Below are 20,726 nucleotides of genomic sequence, written 5' to 3'. Positions count from 1 at the left end.
CCCCGACACCGCGCTCGCGCGCCGCGTCGCCGCCATGCGCCGCGACGGCGCCCCCGCGTCCGACCCCGCCGCCTTCTGCCGCCTCGCGTCGCGCCTCGACGCCGCCGACGCGGTCGCCGACATGGCCGCCTGGTCGCGCCGCCGCAGCGACCCGTGCGCGCACCCGAACGAGTGGCCCGACTCGCTCGGCGCCGTCGTCATGGCGACCTTCGCGAAGCTCGGCGCCTACGACTGGCGTCCCGCCATCGCCGCGCGCCGCGTGCCGACGCTCGTCGTGCAGGGCACGCACGACTTCGTCCCGCAGGCCGCCGGCGACGAATGGGCCGCCGCCCCCAACGCGCGCCTCCTCCGCGTCCGCGCCGGCCACTGGCCCCACGTCGAGCGCCCCGACGAGGTCCTCGGCGCCATCGCGAACTTTCTCGACGCACGCTGAGCGCCGAGCCGAGTCTTCGACGGCCGCCGGCTCTTCGAACTACCGGGAGAACGGATGCTTCGGATGCAACGGATCCGACACATCCGTTCGATCCGTTCTCCTGGCCGTTGAAGAGTCTTCGCCCTTAGTGACTTCCGGTTTCCGCGTGCGCCGCGTCCACCGGCTTCGACTCGGGCGACCCGTGCTCCCGCAGCCAGATCGACAGCAGCACCATCCCCGCCAGCGACAGGAACTCGCTCTGCCAGTTCTGGAGCGACTCGAACCAGAAGCGCGACGTCCCGAGGTACTGCAGCGCCGTCACGCGCCCCGGCTCCCCGTGCTCGGCCTGCTCGGCGTTGTACTCCCCCGCGCCGCCCACCGCGTGCAGCGCGGCCGTCGCCAGGAACAGCGCGCCGAACGTCAGCGACAGCGAGTGCTTGTAGAGCGCCAGCGCGAGCCCGCCCTTCCGCACGGGCCCCGGCGCCCCCGCGCGCGTCGGGTCCGGCTCGCGGTCCGTCGGCTCGTCGTCCCCGTCCGGGTCCTTCGACTCCGCGCTCCCCTTCTGGAAGAGCGCCGCCGTCAGCACGACGTAGCACGCCATCTGGAGGAACTCGCTCTCCCAGTTCTCCATCGTGGCCTCGAGGAACCCGGGCCCCGCGACGTACGCCGCCAGCGGCTGCTCCGCGCGCCCGTGCGCGCGCCGCTCCTCGTTGTCGTGCCGCCACCCCGCGAACGTCTGCCCCACGAGCGTCACGACGAACAGCGCCAGCAGCACCACCGACAGCCCGTTGCTCCGCCAGAACCGCCGCATCGCGCCTCCGTGGCGTGGATGTCGGCGCGGGGGAGTGCAACGGGTGGGCCAGGCAAACGATCCTGCGACCTACGACCTGCGACCCAGCAGCGGCCTTCAGGTCGCAGGTCGCAGGTCGCAGGTGCTCAGCCCCGCGCCACCGCCGCGAACCCCGCGTCCAGCGCCGCCCGCGTGACCGCCAGCGTGTGCTCGTCGTGCGCCAGCGACACGAAGTTCGCCTCGTACGCCGACGGCGCGAGGTACACGCCCGCCGCCAGCATCGCGTGGAACAGGCGCGCGAACCCCGCCGTGTCGCTCCGCCGCGCGCCCGCGTAGTCGTGCACCGGCGCGTCGCTGAGGTAGAAGCCCCACATCCCGCCCACCGCCGCCGTCCGCACCGGCACGCCGTGGCGCGCCGCCGCGTCGCGCGCCGCGTCGGCGAGCGCCGCCGACATCCCGCCGAGTCGCACGTACGCGTCGGGCGCCTGCAGGTGCTTCAGCGTCGCGATCCCCGCGGCCATGCCGAGCGGGTTGCCGCTCAGCGTCCCCGCCTGGTACACCGGGCCCACCGGCGCCACGAGGCGCATCAGCTCCGCGCGCCCGCCGTATGCCGCCACCGGCAGCCCGCCGCCGATCACCTTGCCGAGGCAGGTCATGTCCGGCTGCACGCCGAAGCGCGCCTGCGCGCCGCCGTACGCCACGCGGAAGCCCGTCATCACCTCGTCGAAGATCAGCACCGCGCCGTGCACGCTCGCCAGCCGGCGCAGCCCCTCGAGGTAGCCCTGGCGCGGCGGCACGAGCCCCATGTTGCCGGCCACCGGCTCGACGATGATCGCCGCCACCTGGCCGCGGTTCGCGTCCATCACCGCCTCGGCGGCCGCCAGGTCGTTGAACGGCGCCACCAGCGTGTCCTGCGTCGCGCCCGGCGTCACCCCCGGGCTGTCGGGGAGGCCGAGCGTCGCCACGCCGCTCCCCGCCTGCACCAGCAGCGCGTCGGCGTGCCCGTGGTAGCACCCGTCGAACTTGAGGATCTTCGCGCGCCCCGTCGCCGCGCGCGCCACGCGCAGCGCGCTCATCGTCGCCTCGGAGCCCGAGTTGACGAAGCGCACCAGCTCCACGCTCGGCACCGCGTCCACGAGCATCGCGGCCAGCTCCGCCTCCTGCTCGATCGGCGCGCCGAAGCTCGTGCCGCGCGCCGCCTGCTCGGCGATCGCGCGCACGACGTCCGGGTGCGCGTGCCCGAGCGCCAGCGCGCCCCACGACAGCACGTAGTCCACGTACGCCGAGCCGTCGGCGTCCGTCACGTGCGCGCCGCGCCCGCTCGCCATCACGCGCGGGGTGCCGCCGACGCCGCGGAAGGCGCGCACGGGGCTGCTCACGCCGCCGGGGATCACGCGCCGCGCCATCGCGAGGATCTCCGCCGAGCGGGTGACGTCGGTCAGGTCGACCGCGGCGGGCTGGGTGGTGGCGGTCATCGGGCGTCTCCCTCGCGCAGCCAGCGCGCGGCGTCCTTGGCGAAGTAGGTGATGATCAGGTCCGCGCCCGCGCGGCGGATGGCGACCAGCGTCTCGAGCGCGGCGGCGCGCCGGTCGAGCCACCCGAGCCGCGACGCCGCCTCGATCATCGCGTACTCGCCGCTCACCTGGTAGGCCGCCAGCGGCAGCGCGCTCTTGCGGCGGATGCGCTGGATCACGTCGAGGTACGCGCCGGCCGGCTTCACCATCAGCATGTCGGCCCCCTCGGCCTCGTCGCGCACCGCCTCGCGCACCGCCTCGCGCGCGCTCGCCGCCGGCAGCTGGTGCCCCTGCCGGTCGCCGAAGGCCGGCGCCGACGCCACCGCCTCGCGGAACGGCCCGTACATCGCCGACGCGTACTTGGTCGAGTACGAGAGGATCGCGACGTCCTCGTGCCCCGCCGCGTCGAGCCCCGCGCGGATCGCCGCCACCATCCCGTCGAGCATCGCGCTCGGCGCCACCACGTCGGCCCCCGCCTCGGCGTACGCCACCGCGGTGCGCGCCAGCGACGGCAGCGTCGCCGCGAGGTCCACCCCGCCGCGCGCGTCGAGCGTCCCGCAGTGCCCGTGCGCCGTGTACTCGCACAGGCAGACGTCGGCCATCACGAGCAGCTGCGGCGCGCGCTGCTTGATGCGCGCGATCGCGCGCGGCACCGGCCCGCGCTCGGCCCACGCGCCGGTCCCGTCGTCGTCCTTCGCGTCCGGGATCCCGAACAGCAGGACCGCCGGGACGCCGAGCGCGACGACCTCGTCGATCTCGGCGTCGAGCCGGTCGACCGTCCACTGCGCGTGGCCGGCGAGCGACGCGATCGGGCGCACCTCGTCGGCGCCGTCCTTCACGAACAGCGGCAGGATCAGGTGCTCGGGGCGCAGCAGCGTCTCGGCGAGCATGCGGCGCGCGGTCGCGTGCCGCCGCAGCCGCCCGACGCGCGCGGCCGGCGGCAGCGCCGTCGTGGTCTCGAAGGTTTCCATGATCCTAGTCGGAGAAGCACCCGCACAGCGCGCCCACCAGCGCGTCGTCGCTCGGCGACGCGGCCACGGCGGACACGGCCAGCCCCAGCTGCGCGCACGCCTGCGCGGTCGCGGGGCCGATGCATACGATGCGCGGCCCGCGCGGTTCCCGCAGCGGGGCGCCGCACGCCCGCGCCACCGCCTGCGCCGCGCTGGGGCTGGCCAGCACCACCGCGTCGAGCGTCCCGGCGGCGTCGGCCGGGGCGGCGGCGGTCAGCGCGTCGGGGGACGCGGGGAGGGTGCGGTAGGCGACCACCCGCTCCACCAGGGCGCCGCGCGCCTTGAGCACGGCCGGCAGCGCGTCGCGCGCCCGGTCGGCGGCCGGGAACAGGACCCGCGCCCCGCGCGCCCCCGGCACCGCCTCGGCCAGCTCGTCGGCCGTCTGCGTCGCCGGCACCAGGTCGACCCGCCCCAGCCGCTCGCGCGCCGCGCGCGCCGTCGCCGCCCCCACCGCCGCCACCCGCACGCCGTACGGGAGCGTCCGCCCGAGCCGATCGGCCACCGCCTCGACCGCCGCCACCGACGTCAGCGCCACCCAGTCGAACGTCGCCACCCGCGCCAGCGCGTCGTCGAGCGCGGCCCAGCTCTCCGGCGGCGCGATCTCGACCGCCGGCGCCGCCAGCACCTCCGCGCCGAGCGCCTCCAGCGCCGCCACCAGCCCGGCCATCCGCTCGCGCGGCCGCGTCACCGCCACCCGACGGCCGGACAGGAGCGCGGTCACGCCCTATCCACTCCCGCGGTGTCGACTCCCGTCGTCGCGACTGCCGCCGTCGATCGGACGCCCGCCTCGCGAAGGAGCACGTCGCCGCCCTCCCCGATCAGCGCCTCCGCCACCGCCGCCCCCAGCAGCTTCGCGTCCGCGACCGGCCCGGCGAGCCGCCGCCGCACCCCGCGTCCGTCGGCGTGCCCGACCATCCCCTCGACCACGAGCGTGCCGTCGGGCCGCAGCGCCGCGTGCGCGCCCGCGGGCGCCGTGCACCCCGCGCCGAGTCGCGCGAGGAAGGCGCGCTCCGCCTCCACCGCCGCGCGCGTGCGCGCGTGGTCGACCAGCGCCACCAGCGCCGCCGTCGCCGCGTCGTCGGCGCGCACCTCGATCGCGATCGCCCCCTGCCCCACCTGCGGCAGCATGTCCGCCGGGTCCAGGTGCTCGGTCGCGCGGCCGATCAGCCCGAGCCGCCGCAGCCCCGCCGCCGCCAGCACGATCGCGTCGTACTCGCCCGCGTCGAGCTTCCGCAGCCGCGTGTCGACGTTGCCGCGGATGTCGCGCAGGTCGAGGTCGGGGCGCGCCGCGCGCAGCTGGCAGGCGCGGCGCGGGCTGCTGGTGCCCACGCGCGCGCCGTGCGGCAGCGCGCGCAGCGTCCCGGCGCCCGCGACGCCCGACACCAGCACGTCGCGCGGGTCCTCGCGCTCCAGGAACGCCGCCAGCGCCATGTCGGCCGGCGCCGTCGACGGCAGGTCCTTCGCGCTGTGCACCGCGAAGTCCACCTCCCCCGCGCGCAGCGCCGCCTCCAGCTCGGCGGCGAACACGCCCACGCCGCCGATCGCCGACAGCGGCACGTCGGTGCGCACGTCCCCCTTCGTGGTGATCGTCACGATCTCGACCTCCACGCCGGGGTGCGCGCCGGCGAGCGCCGCCGCCACCAGCCGCGCCTGCGTCAGCGCGAGCGCCGAGCCGCGGGTGCCGAGGCGCCAGGCGCCGCCGTGCGGCGCGTGCGTCCCCACCGGCGTCGCCAACTCAGTGCGCCGCGCCCGCCGGGCGCCCCTCGGCGTGGATCGGGCTCGCCCCCTCCGCCAGCTCGTCGCGGCGGCGCGTGGTCGGCGGCGGCGTGTCGACGCGCACCACGTTCTCCCCGCGCACCGCGCGCTCGCAGATGTCGGTGAGCGCCGCCACGAAGTCGGGGCGCGCGTTCGGCAGCCGCGTGCGGCGGTACGTGATCCCGAGCTCCCCGGCCTTCTGCTGCGCCTCGATGTCGAGGTCGTACAGGATCTCCAGGTGGTCGCACACGAAGCCGACCGCACACTGCAGCACGTCCGTCACCCCCTCGTCCGCCAGCTGCGGCAGGAAGTCGAGGATGTCGGGGCCGATCCACGGCTCGCCCGTGTTGCCCGCGCTCTGCCACGCGCGGCGGTAGCCGTTCAGCCCCGCCTTCTCGGCGATCAGCCGCGCGCTCGTCTCCAGCTGCGCCTCGTACGGGTCGCCCCAGGTGCGGATGCGCTCGGGGAGCGAGTGCGCGCTGAAGATCACCGTCACGTCGTCGCGCTTCCCGGCCGGCCAGTGCGCCAGCTCCTCGTTCACGAGCGTCGCGATCACGTCGACGAACCCCGGGTCGTCGTGCCACTGCTCGACGAAGTCGACGTCCATCGTCACGCCGTGCGTGTGCATCCCCTCGAACAGGTAGCGCTGGTAGCCGCCGACCGAGAAGCGCGAGTAGTGCGGCGCCAGCACCACGCACACCACGCGGGCGATCCCGTCGTCGGCCATCCGCTTCACGACGTCGGCGATCCACGGCTCCCAGTGCTTCATCCCGACGTACACCGGCACGTCGTGCCCGCGCGCCGCGAGCCCGCGCGCCACGCCGTCGCGCACCGCCTCGGTGAGCGCGGTCAGCGGCGTGCGCCCGCCCACCGCCTCGTAGCGGTGGCGCAGGTGCGCGACCGACTCGGGCGACGGCGCGCGTCCGCCGCGGATGTGCGTGAAGTACTCCTCGACGCGCTCCGGCGTCTCGGGGGTGCCGTAGGCCAGCAGCAGGAGGCCGGTGCGGCCCGTGGTGTCGCTCATGCTCGCAACTCTCGCTCGGAACTCTGCAGGGTCAGGCGGGGACGGGCGCCGGCCGGTGGGCCGGCGTGTAGGTGTGCACCACCTCCACCACCCGCTCGATCGACGCGAGCGGCGTGTGCGGCAGCATCCCGTGCCCGAGGTTGAAGACGTGCCCCGGGCGCCCGCCGGCGCGGTCGAGCACCTCGCGCGCGGCCGCCGCCACCACGTCCGGCGGCGCCGACAGCGCGGCCGGGTCGAGGTTCCCCTGCACGCCCATGTCGTGGCCGACCAGCGCCCAGGCCTCGTCCAGCGGCAGCCGCCAGTCGAGCCCCATCACGGACGCGCCGTCGTCCTTCATCAGCGGCAGCAGGTGCGGGCACCCGGTACCGAAATGCACGAGCGGCACGTTCAGATCCTGGAGCCCCGCGAACACGCGCTGCGTCCACGGGCGCACGTGCCGGTCGTAGTCGGTCACGCTCAGCGCCCCGACCCAGCTGTCGAACAGCTGCAGCGCGTCGGCCCCGGCCGCCGCGTTCGCCCGCAGGAACTGCACGACGATCACCGACAGCCGCTCCATCAGCGCCGCCCACACGTCGGGCGCGCCCAGCATCAGCGCCTTGGTCTTGGCGAAGTCGCGCGTCGGCTTCCCCTCCACGAGGTACGCCGCCAGCGTGAACGGCGCGCCGGCGAAGCCGAGCACCGCGCGCGTCGGCTCGAGCGCCGCGCGCACCAGCCGCACCGCCTCGATCGCCGCCGGCAGGTCGGCCTCGGCGTCCAGGTCGCGCAGCCGCGCCACCCCCGCCAGGTCGCGGATCGGCGTCGCGATCACCGGCCCCACCCCCTCGACGATGTCGAGGTCGATCCCGACGCCGACCAGCGGGAGCATGATGTCGCCGAACATCACCGCCGCGTCCAGCGGCAGGCGGCGCATCGGCTGCAGCGTCACCTCCGCGCACAGCGACGGCTCGGCGCACATCTCGAGCAGCGTCCACCGCTCGCGCAGCTTCCGGTACTCGGGGAGGGTGCGCCCGGCCTGGCGCATGAACCACAGCGGGGTGCGCTCGACGGGGAGCCGGCGCGCGGCGCGGAGGAAGAGCCCGGAGGGCTCCGAGGCAGGAGTGGCGGTCACGATCTCAATATGGGGACCGACCTGCGACCTGCGACCTGCGACCGGGTGCCCTCGCAGGTCGCAGGTCGCAAGTCGCAGGGTGGTTCAGGCCGAGCGCGACGGCCCCGCCGCCTCGACGATCTCGAGGGCCGGCTCGGGCGCGAACCCGAACAGCCGGTGCGCCGTCTCCGTCAGCTCGGCCGACTCGGGGGCGGTCGCCAGCGCGACCATCGGCGGGTGGAGCAGCTTGTTCACGAGGCGCGTCGCCAGCTCGCGCACCACCGCCTGCTCGCGCTCCCCGAGCCCCTCCAGCCGCGCCAGCGCGCGCTGCAGCTCGCGGTCGCGCACCCGGTCGGCGCTCTCGCGCAGGCGGGCGATCGTCGGCACCACCGTCGGGCGCGCGGCCAGCCACCGCTCGTAGCGCGCCGCCCAGCGGGCCGCCTCGGCCTCCGCCTCCTCGGCGTCGCGCGCGGCCCCCGGGCTCCCGGCCAGCGCGTCCACGTCCCACAGCGCCACCCCGGGGAGCGCGGCGACGTCGGGCTCGACGTTGCGCGGCACCCCGAGGTCGACCACCAGCCGCGGCCCGCGCGGCGGCCCCGCCACGTCGGGGGCCAGGTGCGCCCGCGTCACCACCGGCGACGGCGCGGCGGTGCAGGCGAACACGACGTCGGCCGTCGCCAGCACGACCGCCCGCGCCTCCCACGCCTCGGAGTCGGCGCCGTGGCGCCAGGCCAGCGCGCTCCCGCGCGCCGACGAGCGGTTCACGACGACCACCCGCTTCGCCCCCCCCTGCTCGATCAGCCGCAGCACCTCGGCGGCGGTCTCGCCGGCCCCGAGGACGACCACCACGCGCCCGGCCACCGCCCCCGCGCCGGGGACCGCGCGCACCGCGTCCTGCGCCACCGACGTCGGCCCGGCGGCCGGGGCGAGGGGCGCCCCGGCGCGGCGCCCGGCGGCCAGCGCGGTGCAGACGAGCCGCTGCAGCGTCCCGCCCAGCGTGCGCTCCTCGCGCGCCTCGGCCGCCGCCCGCTTGAGCTGCCCGACGATCTGCGTCTCGCCCAGCATCACCGAGTCGAGCCCGGCCGACACCCGGCAGAGGTGCCGCGCCGCCGCCGCCCCGGTCTGCACGAAGGCGTGCGCCCGCAGCCGGTCCGCCTCGACCCCCGCCCGCTCGGCGAGGAACGCCAGCAGCCGGTCGGCCGCCCCGTCGAGCGCCGCCCGCGGGCCGGCGACGTACACCTCGACCCGGTTGCAGGTGCTCAGCACCAGCGCCTCGGGGACCCCCGCCGCCCGCGCCGCCTGCGTCGCCGCCTGGTCGCCCGGCACGAACGCCACCCGCTCGCGCAGCGCGAGCGGGGCGAGGCGGGCATGCAGGCCGACGACGAGGACGTGCACGGGCGCGGGGTCGGGGTCGGGGAACGCGAGCGTCACGGACGCGGACGGCGCCCCCGGCCTCCCGGAACGGGGGCCGGACGCGCTGCGCGTAGCGTACTGTCTCAGCGACGACTGGGGCATCCGGACCACTACCGAGCCGGGAGCGCCGGGGTCGCAGCGCGTGCAGTGCCCCATCACGCCCCCTGCGCCAGGCCGTGGAGGTACGACTCGGCGGGCGCCACCGCGAGGTGCGCCCGCACCCGCGCCGCCGCCTGCTCCCCCGACCGGATGCAGTCCGGGACGCCGACCCCGTGGTACGCGTTGCCGGCCAGCGCCAGCCAGGGGAGCGCCCCCGCCCGCTGCTCGACCGCCGCCACCCGCGCCGCGTGCCCCAACTCGTACTGCGGCATCGCGTCCAGCCACCGCGTCACCCGCGACAGCCGCGGCGCCGCCGTCACCCCGAGCACCTCGCGCAGCTCCGCGCGCGCCAGCCCGACCAGGTGGTCGTCGTCGCGCACCGCCAGCTCCGGCCGCCGCGCCCCGCCGAAGAACAGCCGGAAGAGCGCCATCCCGGCCGGCGCCCGCCCGGCCAGCTTGCTCGACGCCCACGTGCACGCCAGCACCGCCCGCGACTCGGCACGCGGTACGACGTAGCCGGTCGCGTCGAGCGTCCGCGGCACGTCGGCGGCCGGCACCGCCAGCGTCACGGTGGCGGTCGAGCCGTGCGGGATCGCCCGCAGCTCCCGCGCGAGGTCGGCGTCGATCGGCGCCAGCAGGGCGGCAGTCGCGCGCGCGGGTAGCGCCAGTACCACTGCGTCTCCGGCCAGCGTGGTCCCGTCGGCCAGGGTGAGCGCCGGACCGCCGACCCCCGGCGCCCGCAGCGACCGCGCGGCCGCCCCCGTCCGGAACGCCACCCGCCCGCTGGCCGCGAGGTGCCGCGCCACCCCCTCCACCAGCTCCTCCATCCCTTCCTTGAAGGAGAGGAACGGCGACTGGTCGGCGGCCCCGGCCGGCGCGGCGGCGCTCCGCGCCCGGATCCCGCGCAGCAGGCTCCCGTGCTCCCGCTCCAGGTCGCGGAGCTGCGGGAACGTCGCGGCCAGGCTCAGCCGCGCCCCGTCCCCGGCGTAGATCCCGGTGAGCAGCGGCTCGACCAGCCGGTCGTACGCCTCCCGCCCCATCCGCCGCACGACGAACGCCTCCAGCGACTCGTCGTGTCCGTCTCGCATCGCGCCACTGCCGCGCCACGGTTCCGACGCGACCCGCAGCAACCCCTTCGCCGACAGCAGGCGCGAGGTCGCCAGCGGGCGCAGCCGCGTCGGCATCAGCCCGGACAGCCCGGCCGGCAGCCGCCGCAGCGTCCCGCCACGATAGACGTAGGCGCCCCGCACGCTCGTGGCCGTCAGCCGGTCGGCCACGCCCACCCGCTCGGCGAGCGCCCGCGTCGCGGGCTTGGCCGCCACCACGACGTCGGGGCCCCGCTCCATCACGAAGCCGTCGGCGCGCTCGGTCCCGACGATCCCCCCCAGCCGGTGCGTGGCCTCGACCACGGTCACCCGCACCCGCGCGTCGCCCCGGATCAGCGACTCGGCGGCCGCCAGTCCACTGATCCCCCCACCGACGACGAGGACGTGCCGGGCCGGTCGGTCCGGGCCGGGCACGTCGCTGGGTCTGCGCATGAGCCCCAACCTACCCTCCCCCGGGATCGGGGCCATTCGGAGTGGTGCGGAGGCGGTGCCCCCGCCGGTCCGCACGACTACGGGGAAACCCGCGTTCCCTCGGACTCGGGCCCGACGTATGCAGGGCGGACTGCGTCACGAACGACGCCCCTCCGCCAGCGCCCCGACCCCGGGGCCGACGCGGGCGCTCCCTCCACCGGAGCCGTCATGAGTCCCGAGACGCCGCGAGAGCCGCTCGATCCGGACGCCCTCTTCGTCGCCATGGCCCGCGCCGCGCGCCAGGCCGACCACCAGCTGGGCGTCCGCCTGCAGAGCACCGGGGAGTTCGAGACCTCCAGCACCGCCGAACGGGCGATCCCCTTCCCGATCGTCGCCCGCGCCGACGCGGCCCCGCGCGACGACGACGACGAGCGGTACGAGGCGGCGTAGCGTCTTGCGGAAACCTTGCAGGATCGCAAGGTTCTGGACGTGGACGACCGCGTTGCGTCACCGCCCGCCGACGGGCTCCCGGCGGCCGACCCCGAGCCGGTCGGCGCCCTCCTGATCCGCGCCGCCCGACGGGGCGACGTCCTGGTCGGCGCGCGCCTCGCCGCGGACGACGACGCGCGCCGCCGGCGGCTCTACGAGGCCGCGCCCGCCGCCGCCCCCGCCGCCGCCCCCGAACCCGCGCGCCGCCGCGCCAGCCACCCGTCCACGCTCCACGCCCCGGCCCCCGCCGCCGCCAGGAAGAGGAAGATGAAGGCGTAGAGCGCCGGCGGCTCCCCGCGGTTCACGATCGGGAAGGGCCCGCGCGGGGCGTGCACGAGGAAGTAGGCGAACGCCATCGTCCCCGAGAGGACGAACGCCACCGGCCGGGTGAACAGCCCCAGCACGAGCAGCGGCCCCCCCACCAGCTCGAGCACCCCCGCCACCCACGAGCGGGAGAACGCCTCCGCCGTCCTCCCCGGCGTCCCCTGGTACCCGCCGAGCGTCCCGAAGAGGTGGGGGAAGGCATGCTGGAAGAACAGCACGCCCGAGGAGATCCGGAGCAGCGCGAGCGCGATCTGGACGCGGCGGTCGGTCATCGTGGCGGGGGAGGGATACGACCTGCGACCTGCGACCTGCGACCTGCGAGAGCACCCGGTCGCAGGTCGCAGGTCGCAGGCCCCGCCGTCAGGGTTCGAGCACGAGGATCCGATCGTCCTCGCCCGTCGGCGACCCGCGCCCGTCGCGGTTGCTCGTGCCGAGGTACACCTCGCCGCGCGGCCCGACCAAGAGCGCCCGCAGCCGCCCCCAGCGCCCGCGGTACAGCGCCTCGCGCCCCGTCACCGTCGCGCCGTCGGCCGACAGCGACAGCCGGTACAGCGTCGCGTCCTTGAGCGTCGCCAGCAGCAGGCTCCCACGCCACTGCGGGATCGCCGCCGCGTCGTAGACGACGAGCGCCGCCGGCGCGACCGTCGGCGTCCACGTGGTCAGCGGCTCGGCGACCGCGTTCGCCTGGCAGAACGCCGTCTCGGCCGCCCCCGCGTCGCCGTCGCAGCGGCCGCGCACCGTCGGCCACCCGTAGTTCGCGCCGGCGCGCAGCAGGTTCACCTCGTCGTTGTCGCCCGGCCCGTGCTCGCTCGCGTACGGCACGCCCGTGCGCGGGTGGAACGCGAGCCCCTGCGCGTTGCGGTGCCCCGTCGTCCACACCGCGGTGCCGAACGGGTTGCCCGGCGCCGGCGCGCCGTCGAGCGTCAGGCGCAGCACCTTCCCGGCGAGCGACGCGCGCTGCTGCGCCAGCGACTCGTTCCCCGCGTCGCCCGTCGTCACGTACAGCAGCCGGTCCGGCCCCACCGCCAGCCGCGCCCCGTCGTGGATCGTGCCGCCCGGGACGTCCTGCAGCAGCGGCTCGGGCGCGCCGAGCGTGCCGTTCGTGACCCGCATCCGCACCAGCCGGTTCCGGATCCCGCCGCCGGCGCCGTACGAGTGGAACGCGTACAGGAACGGCTGCGTCGTCGCCGCGTCGGGATGGAAGGCGACGCCGAGCAGCCCGCTCTCGCCGGTCTCCGTGACCGCGAGCGTCCCCGCCGTCTCGCGCGCGCCGGTCGCCGGGTCGACGCGCGAGATGCGCCCGCCGCGCTCCGCCACCCACAGCCGCCCGTCCGGGCCCCACGCCAGGTCCCACGGCGTGTCGAGCCCGCTCACGAGGGTGCGCACGCGCACCGCGACCGTGTCCCCGCCGGCCGGGGGCGGGGGCGGCGTCACGATCCCGCCCGCGTCGTCCTCGGCCGCCCCGCCGCCGCACGCCGCCGGCAGGGCCAGCAGCGCCATCACCACGAGAGGTCTCATCCCCCGCCTGCGACCCGCTTCAGCGCCGCGAGTTCCCGCGCCGACTCGAGCGTCAGCGGGTGCGTGACGCCGAGCACCCCGCGGCGGATCGTCAGCGCGCGCTCCAGCAGCGGGACGCCCGCGTCGGGGCGCCCGCGCCGCTGCTGCAGGACGCCGAGCTGGTGGAGCGTCATCGCCACCGCCGGGTGGTCGTCGCCGAGGATGCGGCGGCGCAGCGCCAGCACGACGCGCTGCACCGAGTCCGCCTCCGCCAGCCGCCCCTGGTCGCGCAGCGTGAGCGCGAGCCCGTTGGTCGCGTGCGCGACGTCCGGGTGCTCGTCGCCGAGCGCGCGGCGCGTGAGCGCGATCGCCGCGTGGTACGTCGACTCGGCCTGCGCGAGCCGCCGCTGCCGCCGCTGCACCGCGGCGATCAGGCCGAGCGTCTGCGCGACCTCCGGGTGCTCGGCGCCCTGCAGGCGGCGGCGGAGCGCCAGCGCCACCGTCTGCAGCGACTCCGCCTCGGCGAGCCGCCCCTGTTGGGTGCGCAGCAGCCCGAGCGCGGTGGTCGAGCTGGCGACGTCGGCGTGCGACTCGCCGAACAGGCGGCGGCGCATCGCCAGCGCCTCCAGCGTCGGCGCCTCGGCGGCGGCGATGCGCCCCTGCAGCTGCAGCTGGTACGACAGGTGGACCAGGCTCGCGGCGACGTCGGGGTGCACGGGGCCGTGGTGCGCGCGGCGCGCGGCGAGGGCGGCGCGCGTGAGCCGCTCCGCGCCCGCGTAGTCGCCGCGGTCCTGCAGCAGCTGCCCGAGCCCGTCGCGCGTGCGCGCGACGCGCGGGTGCCCCTCGCCGTGCAGCGCCACCTGCGCCGCCAGCGCCTCGCGGTAGAGCGCCTCGGCGGGGCGGTAGCGCCCGCGCGCGGCCTGCAGCACCGCGAGGTGGTACATGCTCTCCGCCGTCGCGTCGTGCGCGGCGCCGAACGTCTGCCGCCGCAGCGACAGCGCGCGTTCGAGGTACGGCGCCGCCGCCGCGTAGTCGCCGAGCCGCTGGTGCACGCGCCCCACGACGTCGAGCATCTGCGCCTGCGCCCCCGGCTGTGCGTCCAGCCGCTCGGCGCGCGCGGCGCCGCGGGCGAGCAGCTCGCGCACCGTGAGCCCGCCGCGCGCCGCCGCGTCGCCGTCCACCGCCTCGAACAGGCCGAGGGTGAAGTCGGTGACCTGCTCCGCCTTCTCCGCCTCCAGTAGCGCCTGCGCGAGGGCGCGGCGCACGCGGCTCGCCTGCACCGTGACCGTCGCCGCGTAGCCCGCGAGCAGGACGACGATCACCGCCGCCGCCGCGACCGCCCAGCGGTGCCGCACGACGAACTTGCGCGCGCGGTACGCCATCGAGTCGCCGCGCGCCGCCACCGGGCGCCCGTCGAGGTGCCGCTCCAGGTCGAGCGCCAGCCCCTCGGCCGACGGGTAGCGGCGGTCGGGCGCCTTGTGCAGCGCGCGCGCGACGATCCGGTCGAGGTCCCCGCCGAGCTGGCGGCCGAGGCGCGACGCCGTGGTGCCGCACCGCAGCGCGAGCTGCGCCGCCGTCGGCTCGCCGCGCGCCAGGTCGTCGCGCACCGCGGCGGCGCTCGGGCGCGGCGGCTCGGTCTCGCACACCGCGCGCTCGATCGCGTGCAGCGACCGGTCGCGCGGGCGCTGCGGGCGCCGCCCCACCAGCAGCTCGTACAGCACGAGCCCCAGCCCGTACACGTCGGTGGCCGTCGTGACGGGGAGGCCGAGCACCTGCTCGGGGGCCGCGTACTCCGGCGTCATGACGCGCAGCCCGGTGCGCGTGAGCGGCGCCGTGTGCGCGCCCGCCAGCGGGTCGAGCGACTTGGCGATGCCGAAGTCCATCAGCTTCACCGTGCCGTCGTCCGTCACCAGGATGTTCGACGGCTTCAGGTCGCGGTGGACCACCAGCGCGCGGTGCGCCGCGTGCACGGCGCGGGCGACGTCGCGCACCAGCCGCACGCGCACCGCCACCGGCGCCCGCCGCTCGTCGCACCAGGCGTCGATCGGCGCGCCGTCGACGTGCTCCATGACGATGTACGGCCGCCCGTCGGGGGCCACGCCGCCGTCGAGCAGGCGCGCGATGTTCGGGTGCTCCAGCGACGCCAGGATCTGCCGCTCGGCGAGGAAGCGGCGCACCACGTCCTCGGCGTCGAGGCCGCGGCGCAGCACCTTCACCGCCACCGCGCGCGCGAACTGCCCGTCGTCGCGGTGCGCGAGGTACACGGTGCCCATCCCGCCGCGCCCGATCTCGCGCACGATGCGGTACGGGCCCACGGCGGCCAGCCGCTCCTCCAGCCGCGCGTCGAGCCGCGACAGCGCGTCGCCGGCCGGCGCGTCGAGCACCCCCTCGGCGCGCTCGTGGGCGCGCATCAGCGCGGCGACCTCGGCGCGCACGGCCGGGTCCCCGCACTGCTCGGTGAGCCAGCCGCGCCAGTCCCCGGGCTCGCGGTCGAGCAGCGCGTCGAACAGCGCCTCGACGCGCGCGCGGTCAGGCGCCGCCGGCGTCGCCATCGGCGTGCCCGTCGCCCGTCGGGTACAGCGCGCGGTACAGCCACGCGCGCGCTTTCACCCACTCGCGCTGCACGGTGCGCGTGGAGAGGCCGAGCGCGTCGGCGATCTCCTGCTCCGACGCGCCGGCGAAGAAGCGCAGCTCGACCACCTGCCGCTGCCGCGCGTCGAGCCCGTCGAGCGCCGCGTCGAGCGCCAGCACGTCGTCGAGCGCGACGTCGGCCGGGAGCTGCTTGCCGGTGAGCGTGGTCGGGGACCAGTCGCCGCCGCCGCGCTTGACCGCCCGGTCGCGCCGCGCCAGGTCGACGAGGATCTGCCGCATCGCGCGCGCGGCCACGCCGTAGAAGTGCGCCCGCCCCTGCCACTCGCCGCGCAGCTGGTCGCGCAGCTTGAGATACAGCTCGCTCACCAGCTCGCCCGGGTCGAGCGCCCGGCGCGCGTCGGAGCGGCGCAGCTGCCGCTCGGCCACCCCTCGCAGCTCCTCGTGCGCCAGCGCGAACAGCCGGTCGTACGCCGCGCGGTCGCCGCCGCTGGCGTCGTGCAGCAGCCGGGTGACGTCGCCGGCGGGGGCGTGGGGGGCGGTCATGGGCCGGGGGGGGTGGCGGGCGGTCCCAATATGGGAGTGGCGGGTGTTCCGCGCGACCGCCGTATCGGGGGATACGACGACTTCCCCACCCACCCGCCGTCCGGCGGAGGAGGATACATGCTGCTGCGCCTGATCGGCGCGCTCGCCCTGGCCCTGACGACCGCCGCGGCCCCGGCCGCCGCGCCGCCGCCCGCGCCCGAGGAGCCGCGCTTCACCGACGTCCGCCTCCCGTCCGGGGTGCGCCTGCGGGTCGCCGAGGCCGGCCCGGCCGACGCCCCCGCGGTCGTGCTCCTGCACGGCTACACCGACTCCTGGTTCTCGTGGAGCCGCGTCGTCCCGGCGCTGGCCACGCGCTACCGCGTGCTCGTCCCCGACCAGCGCGGCCACGGCGCGTCCGACCGCCCGGCGCGCGGCTACGCGATGACCGACCTCGCCGACGACGTGGTCGCGCTGCTCGACGCGCGCGGCGTGCGGAAGGCCGCCGTGGTCGGCCACTCGATGGGGTCGCTGGTCGCGCAGCAGGTGGCGCGCCGCGCCCCCGACCGCGTGTCGCGCCTCGTGCTGGTCGGCGGCGCGACGCACGCCCGCCTCGCCCCCGTCTTCGAGATGGAGCGCGAGGTCGCGAAGCTCGCCGACCCGGTGCCGACCGCGTTCGCGCGCGACTTCCAGCTCTCCACGGCCGCGCGCCCGGTGCCCCCCGCCTTCATGGACCGCGCGGTCGCCGAGAGCCTGCGGCTGCCCGCGGCGCAGTGGAAGCAGGTGCTGGCCGGGATCGTCGCCATGCGCCCGATCCCGCCGCTCGCCACGCCGCGCGTCCCGACGCTGGTCGTCTGGGGCGACCGCGACGCGATCTTCCCGCGCGCCGAGCAGGACGCGCTGCTGCGCACGTGGCGGCCGTCGTCGCTGGTCGTGTACGCGGGGACGGGGCACGCGCTGCACTGGGAGGAGCCGGAGCGCTTCGCCCGCGACCTGCTCGGCTTCCTCGACGCGCAGCCGGCGCCGCGCGCGACGGCGCCCGCCCCCGAGGCGGCCGCCGAGCCGGCCGCGGCCGACGCGCACTCGCACGGCGCGCACGCCCCCGCCGCCGGCGGCGTGCCGCTGTACGACGGGCTGGGCGACCTGCGCCACCCGGTCACCACGAAGGTCGCGCTCGCGCAGCGCTACTTCGACCAGGGGCTGCGGCTCACCTACGCGTTCAACCACGGCGAGGCGGTGCGGTCGTTCCGCGAGGCGCAGCGGCTCGACTCCACCTGCGCGATGTGCGCGTGGGGGGAGGCGCTCGCCCTCGGGCCGAACATCAACGCCACGCTCGACTCGGCGTCCAACGCGCAGGCGTTCGTCGCGGTCTCGCGCGCCCGCGCGCTGGCGCCCGGCGCGACGGCGGGGGAGCGGGCGCTCATCGACGCGCTCGCGCGGCGCCACCGCGAGGGCTACGACGCGCCCGGGACGCCGGGGCGCAAGGCGCTCGACAGCGCCTACGCGCGCGCCATGGGCGAGGCCGCGCGCCGCTTCCCGGCCGACGACGACGCGCAGGTGCTGCACGCCGAGGCGCTGATGGACCTGAGCCCGTGGGACTACTGGCGGCCGGGGAAGGTCGAGGGGACGTACGCGCCGAAGGCGACCACGCGCCCGATGCTGGCCGCGCTGGAGCGCGTGATCGCGCGCAGCCCGCGGCACCCGGGCGCCTGCCACTTCTTCATCCACGCGGTGGAGGCGGCGTACCCGAAGCGCGCGGTCCCGTGCGCCGACCGGCTGCCGTCGCTGATGCCGAACGCCGGGCACATCGTGCACATGCCGGCGCACGTGTACGTGCGCGTCGGGCGGTGGGCGGACGCGATCGGGCTGAACGTGCACGCGGTGCACGCCGACCAGCAGCACCTGGGCGACTTCGCCCCCGACGGCGCGTACCGGCTGGCGTACCACCCGCACAACCACCACTTCCTCTGGTTCGCGGCGACGATGGCGGGGCGCCGCGCGCAGGCGCTCGACGCCGCGCGGCAGACGGCCGCGGCGACCAACCGCGAGCTGCTGCGCGCGCCGGGGATGGCGGCGCTGCAGCACTACCTCGTGACGCCGCTGTACGCGATGGTGCGCTTCGGCGACTGGCAGGGCGTGCTCGCCGAGCCGGCGCCGCCGGCCGACCTGCCGTACCCCACCGGCGTGTGGCGCTACGCGCGCGCGCTGGCGCTGTCGGCCACCGGCGACTCGGCCGGCGCGGCGCGCGAGCTGACGGCGCTGGAGGCGGCGCGCGCGGACCCGGCGCTCGGCGGGCTGCTGATCTGGGACCTCAACCGCGCCGACGCGCTGCTCGACATCGCCATCGCGGCGACGAAGGGCGAGCTGGCCGCCCGCCGCGGCGACCACGCGGCGGCGATCGCCGCGCTGCGCGCGGGCGTCGCGCTCGAGGACCGGCTCACGTACGACGAGCCGCCCACCTGGCACCTCCCCGTGCGCCACCAGCTCGGCGCCGTCCTGCTCGACGCCCGGCGCCCCGCGGAGGCGGAGAAGGCGTACCGCGAGGACCTGCGCCGCCACCCCGAGAACGGCTGGGCGCTGCGCGGGCTGCAGCAGGCGCTGGCGGCGCAGGGCCGCGACGCCGAGTCGCGCGCCGTGGCGACCCGGCTGGCGGCCGCGTGGCGCTCGGCGGACGTGCTGCCGCACGCGTCGCGGTTCTGAACCACCCTGCGACCCGCGACCTGCGCCCTGCGCCCTGCGCCCTGCGACCTGCGACCTGCGACCGGGTGTCGTCCCGAGCGACGCGAGGGACCTGAGAGGCCCACCCTTCCAGATCCCTCGCTGCGCTCGGGATGACAGGGTGCGCCGAAACCGTCGCAGGTCGCAGGGCGCAGGTCGCAGGACACACGACACTCTCCCACACGAGGAACTCCTCCCATGCAGACCATAGATCACGACGCGTTGAACTCCCTCCTCGCCCGCGCCCTCGTGGACCTCGGCGCGATCACCTCGGCCCCCCTCGTGCTGATCGGCGAGCGGCTCGGGCTGTTCCGGGCGCTGGCCGCGGAGGCGCTGACGACGGCGGAGCTGGCGGCGCGCACGGGGACGGCGGAGCGCTACGCGCGCGAGTGGGTGCGCGCGCAGGCGGCCGGCGGCTACGTGACGTACGACCCGGCGGCCGACCGCTACGCGCTGTCGCCCGAGCAGGCGATGCTGTTCGCCGACGAGGGGAGCCCCGCGTTCCTCCTCGGCGGCTTCGAGCTGGCGCTGGCGGCGACGCGCATGGGCGGGCGGCTGGAGGACGCGTTCCGCACCGGCGCCGGGATCGGCTGGCACGAGCACGACCACGGCGTCTTCTCCGGGTGCGCGCGCTTCTTCGAGACGAGCTACACGGCCAACCTGCTGGCCGCGTGGCTCCCGGCGCTCGACGGCGTGGAGGCGCGGCTGCGCACGCCCGGCGCGCGCGTGGCCGACGTCGGCTGCGGGCACGGCGCGTCGACGCTGCTGATGGCGCGCGCGTTCCCCGACGCCGAGTTCGCGGGGTTCGACTACCACGACGGCTCGATCGACGCCGCGCGCCGGCGCGCCGCCGCCGCGGGGCTCGGCAACGTGCGCTTCGAGACGGCGTCGGCGACGACGTTCCCCGGCGACGGGTACGACCTGATCGCGTTCTTCGACGCGCTGCACGACCTCGGCGACCCGGTGGCCGCGGCGTCGCGCGCCCGCGCCGCGCTCGCGCCCGGCGGGACGCTCATGATCGTCGAGCCGCGCGCGGGCGACCGCGTGGAGGAGAACCTCAACCCCGTCGGCCGGCAGTACTACGCCGCGTCGACGCTCCTCTGCACGCCGAACGCGCTCGACCAGGGCGGCCCCGCGCTCGGCGCGCAGGCCGGCGAGGCGGGGATCCGGCCGGTGCTGCAGGAGGCCGGGTTCTCGCGCATCCGGCGGGCGGCGGACACGCCGTTCAACACGGTGTACGAGGTGAGGATCTGAACGGCGCTGCGGGCTGCGGGCTGCGGGCTGCGACTCTTCAACAGCAGGGAGAACGGATCGAACGGATGCATGGAGGATTCGACGGATCGCTCCTCTCAGCTCCGAACGCCCATCCGCCGGATCCGTCCTGATCCGGGCCGATCCGTTCTCCCTGCTGTTTGAAGCGTGAGCGGTCGCGACCGGATGTTGGGCGCGACGGGATCACAGGTCGCAGCCCACAGGCTCACGGCGTGAGACTGAACGTGAACGGCTGCCGTACGAGCTGTCGCACCTTGCGTCCTCCCGCCTCGGCGGGGCGGAAGCGCATGCGGCGCAGCGCGTCGCGCACCGAGTGCTCGAACAGCGCGTGCGTGCTGGCGACGACGGCCACGCTCGACGGCTCCACGCGTCCCGTGGTGTCGACGACGAACTCGGCGACGACCTCGCCCGACGCGCCGGCCGCGCGCAGCGCCTCGGGGTAGCGTGGCGCCGCGTTGCCGAGTGGGAGGACCGCGCGCTCGACGACGTGCGCGCTCCAGACCCCGTCGGGCGCGAGGGGCGCGCCGTCGCCGGCGCCCGTGCCCTCCGGCGCCGTCGGGCGGTCGAGCCCGAGGCCGCGGCGCGTCGCGAAGTCGTCGGGGATCGTGGGCGGGCCCGGCGGCGGGATGACGTCGGGGACCGCGGTCGGCGTGGGCAGCGCCGGCAGCGCGGGGAGCGCGGGCGCGCCGACGGC

Annotated in this window: 18 protein-coding genes; 4 read left to right on the top strand and 14 right to left on the bottom strand. The window is 77.0% G+C overall.

Going from position 1 to position 20,726, the window contains the following annotated elements:
• Positions 1–433 (top strand): alpha/beta hydrolase (locus PYV61_RS05620; protein ID WP_275829168.1); only part of this gene is annotated, 433 nt, incomplete at its 5' end.
• A 124-nt stretch (positions 434–557) separates the two neighbouring features.
• Here PYV61_RS05620 and PYV61_RS05615 read toward each other — a convergent pair.
• The 9 genes from PYV61_RS05615 to hemG form a co-directional block, all read right to left on the bottom strand.
• Positions 558–1,223 (bottom strand): DUF6766 family protein, encoded by a 666-nt coding sequence (locus PYV61_RS05615; protein ID WP_275829166.1) that lies wholly within the window; start codon positions 1,221–1,223, stop codon positions 558–560.
• A gap of 125 nt (positions 1,224–1,348) precedes the next feature.
• Positions 1,349–2,677: a glutamate-1-semialdehyde 2,1-aminomutase gene (gene hemL / locus PYV61_RS05610; protein ID WP_275829164.1), complete on the bottom strand. Its 1,329-nt coding sequence runs from the start codon at positions 2,675–2,677 to the stop codon at positions 1,349–1,351.
• The gene (hemB, locus tag PYV61_RS05605; RefSeq protein WP_275829162.1) at positions 2,674–3,687 is read right to left on the bottom strand and encodes a porphobilinogen synthase; all 1,014 of its coding nucleotides are present in this window, start codon (positions 3,685–3,687) and stop codon (positions 2,674–2,676) included. Before hemB ends, hemL begins: the two co-directional genes overlap by 4 nt.
• A gap of 4 nt (positions 3,688–3,691) precedes the next feature.
• Positions 3,692–4,447 carry a uroporphyrinogen-III synthase gene (locus PYV61_RS05600; protein ID WP_275829160.1) on the bottom strand — a complete coding sequence of 252 codons (756 nt, stop codon included), beginning with the start codon at positions 4,445–4,447 and terminating at the stop codon, positions 3,692–3,694.
• Entirely contained in the window at positions 4,444–5,460 is a 1,017-nt protein-coding gene (gene hemC / locus PYV61_RS05595) for a hydroxymethylbilane synthase (RefSeq protein ID WP_275829158.1), read from the bottom strand. Before hemC ends, PYV61_RS05600 begins: the two co-directional genes overlap by 4 nt.
• Before the next feature lies 1 nt (position 5,461).
• Positions 5,462–6,505 (bottom strand): ferrochelatase, encoded by a 1,044-nt coding sequence (gene hemH / locus PYV61_RS05590; protein ID WP_275829156.1) that lies wholly within the window; start codon positions 6,503–6,505, stop codon positions 5,462–5,464.
• Between the two features lie 31 nt (positions 6,506–6,536).
• Positions 6,537–7,613, bottom strand: a complete 1,077-nt coding sequence (gene hemE / locus PYV61_RS05585; protein ID WP_275829154.1) for a uroporphyrinogen decarboxylase — start codon at positions 7,611–7,613, stop codon at positions 6,537–6,539.
• An 84-nt stretch (positions 7,614–7,697) separates the two neighbouring features.
• Positions 7,698–9,023 (bottom strand): glutamyl-tRNA reductase, encoded by a 1,326-nt coding sequence (hemA, locus tag PYV61_RS05580; RefSeq protein ID WP_275829152.1) that lies wholly within the window; start codon positions 9,021–9,023, stop codon positions 7,698–7,700.
• A gap of 137 nt (positions 9,024–9,160) precedes the next feature.
• Positions 9,161–10,642 (bottom strand): protoporphyrinogen oxidase, encoded by a 1,482-nt coding sequence (gene hemG / locus PYV61_RS05575; protein WP_275829150.1) that lies wholly within the window; start codon positions 10,640–10,642, stop codon positions 9,161–9,163.
• A gap of 207 nt (positions 10,643–10,849) precedes the next feature.
• Here hemG and PYV61_RS05570 point away from each other — a divergent pair, with 207 nt between their 5' ends.
• Positions 10,850–11,071 carry a hypothetical protein gene (locus PYV61_RS05570; protein ID WP_275829148.1) on the top strand — a complete coding sequence of 74 codons (222 nt, stop codon included), beginning with the start codon at positions 10,850–10,852 and terminating at the stop codon, positions 11,069–11,071.
• 191 nt (positions 11,072–11,262) lie between these two features.
• Here the strand turns inward: PYV61_RS05570 and PYV61_RS05565 are convergent, their stop codons facing one another.
• The 4 genes from PYV61_RS05565 to PYV61_RS05550 all read right to left on the bottom strand — a co-directional run bounded on the left by PYV61_RS05565 (position 11,263) and on the right by PYV61_RS05550 (position 16,066).
• Positions 11,263–11,706, bottom strand: coding sequence for a DoxX family protein (locus PYV61_RS05565; protein ID WP_275829146.1), 444 nt, complete (start codon positions 11,704–11,706; stop codon positions 11,263–11,265).
• A gap of 88 nt (positions 11,707–11,794) precedes the next feature.
• Positions 11,795–12,952 (bottom strand): PQQ-dependent sugar dehydrogenase, encoded by a 1,158-nt coding sequence (locus PYV61_RS05560; RefSeq protein WP_275829144.1) that lies wholly within the window; start codon positions 12,950–12,952, stop codon positions 11,795–11,797.
• Positions 12,949–15,483, bottom strand: a complete 2,535-nt coding sequence (locus tag PYV61_RS05555) for a serine/threonine-protein kinase (RefSeq protein WP_275829141.1) — start codon at positions 15,481–15,483, stop codon at positions 12,949–12,951. Before PYV61_RS05555 ends, PYV61_RS05560 begins: the two co-directional genes overlap by 4 nt.
• Positions 15,461–16,066 carry an ECF-type sigma factor gene (locus tag PYV61_RS05550; RefSeq protein WP_275829139.1) on the bottom strand — a complete coding sequence of 202 codons (606 nt, stop codon included), beginning with the start codon at positions 16,064–16,066 and terminating at the stop codon, positions 15,461–15,463. Before PYV61_RS05550 ends, PYV61_RS05555 begins: the two co-directional genes overlap by 23 nt.
• A gap of 117 nt (positions 16,067–16,183) precedes the next feature.
• Here PYV61_RS05550 and PYV61_RS05545 point away from each other — a divergent pair, with 117 nt between their 5' ends.
• The gene (locus tag PYV61_RS05545; protein ID WP_275829137.1) at positions 16,184–18,742 is read left to right on the top strand and encodes an alpha/beta fold hydrolase; all 2,559 of its coding nucleotides are present in this window, start codon (positions 16,184–16,186) and stop codon (positions 18,740–18,742) included.
• A gap of 216 nt (positions 18,743–18,958) precedes the next feature.
• Positions 18,959–20,014 (top strand): class I SAM-dependent methyltransferase, encoded by a 1,056-nt coding sequence (locus PYV61_RS05540; RefSeq protein ID WP_275829135.1) that lies wholly within the window; start codon positions 18,959–18,961, stop codon positions 20,012–20,014.
• Between the two features lie 223 nt (positions 20,015–20,237).
• On the opposite strand, the gene PYV61_RS05535 is transcribed toward PYV61_RS05540, so the two are convergent.
• The coding region (locus PYV61_RS05535; RefSeq protein WP_275829133.1) for an energy transducer TonB at positions 20,238–20,726 on the bottom strand (489 nt) is incomplete at its 5' end.

The sequence above is a fragment of the Roseisolibacter sp. H3M3-2 genome (assembly GCF_029211165.1).
Lineage (GTDB): Bacteria > Gemmatimonadota > Gemmatimonadetes > Gemmatimonadales > Gemmatimonadaceae > Roseisolibacter.
The sequence above is the reverse complement of the archived record's forward strand: the minus strand, read 5'-3'. Positions and strand labels throughout refer to the sequence as shown.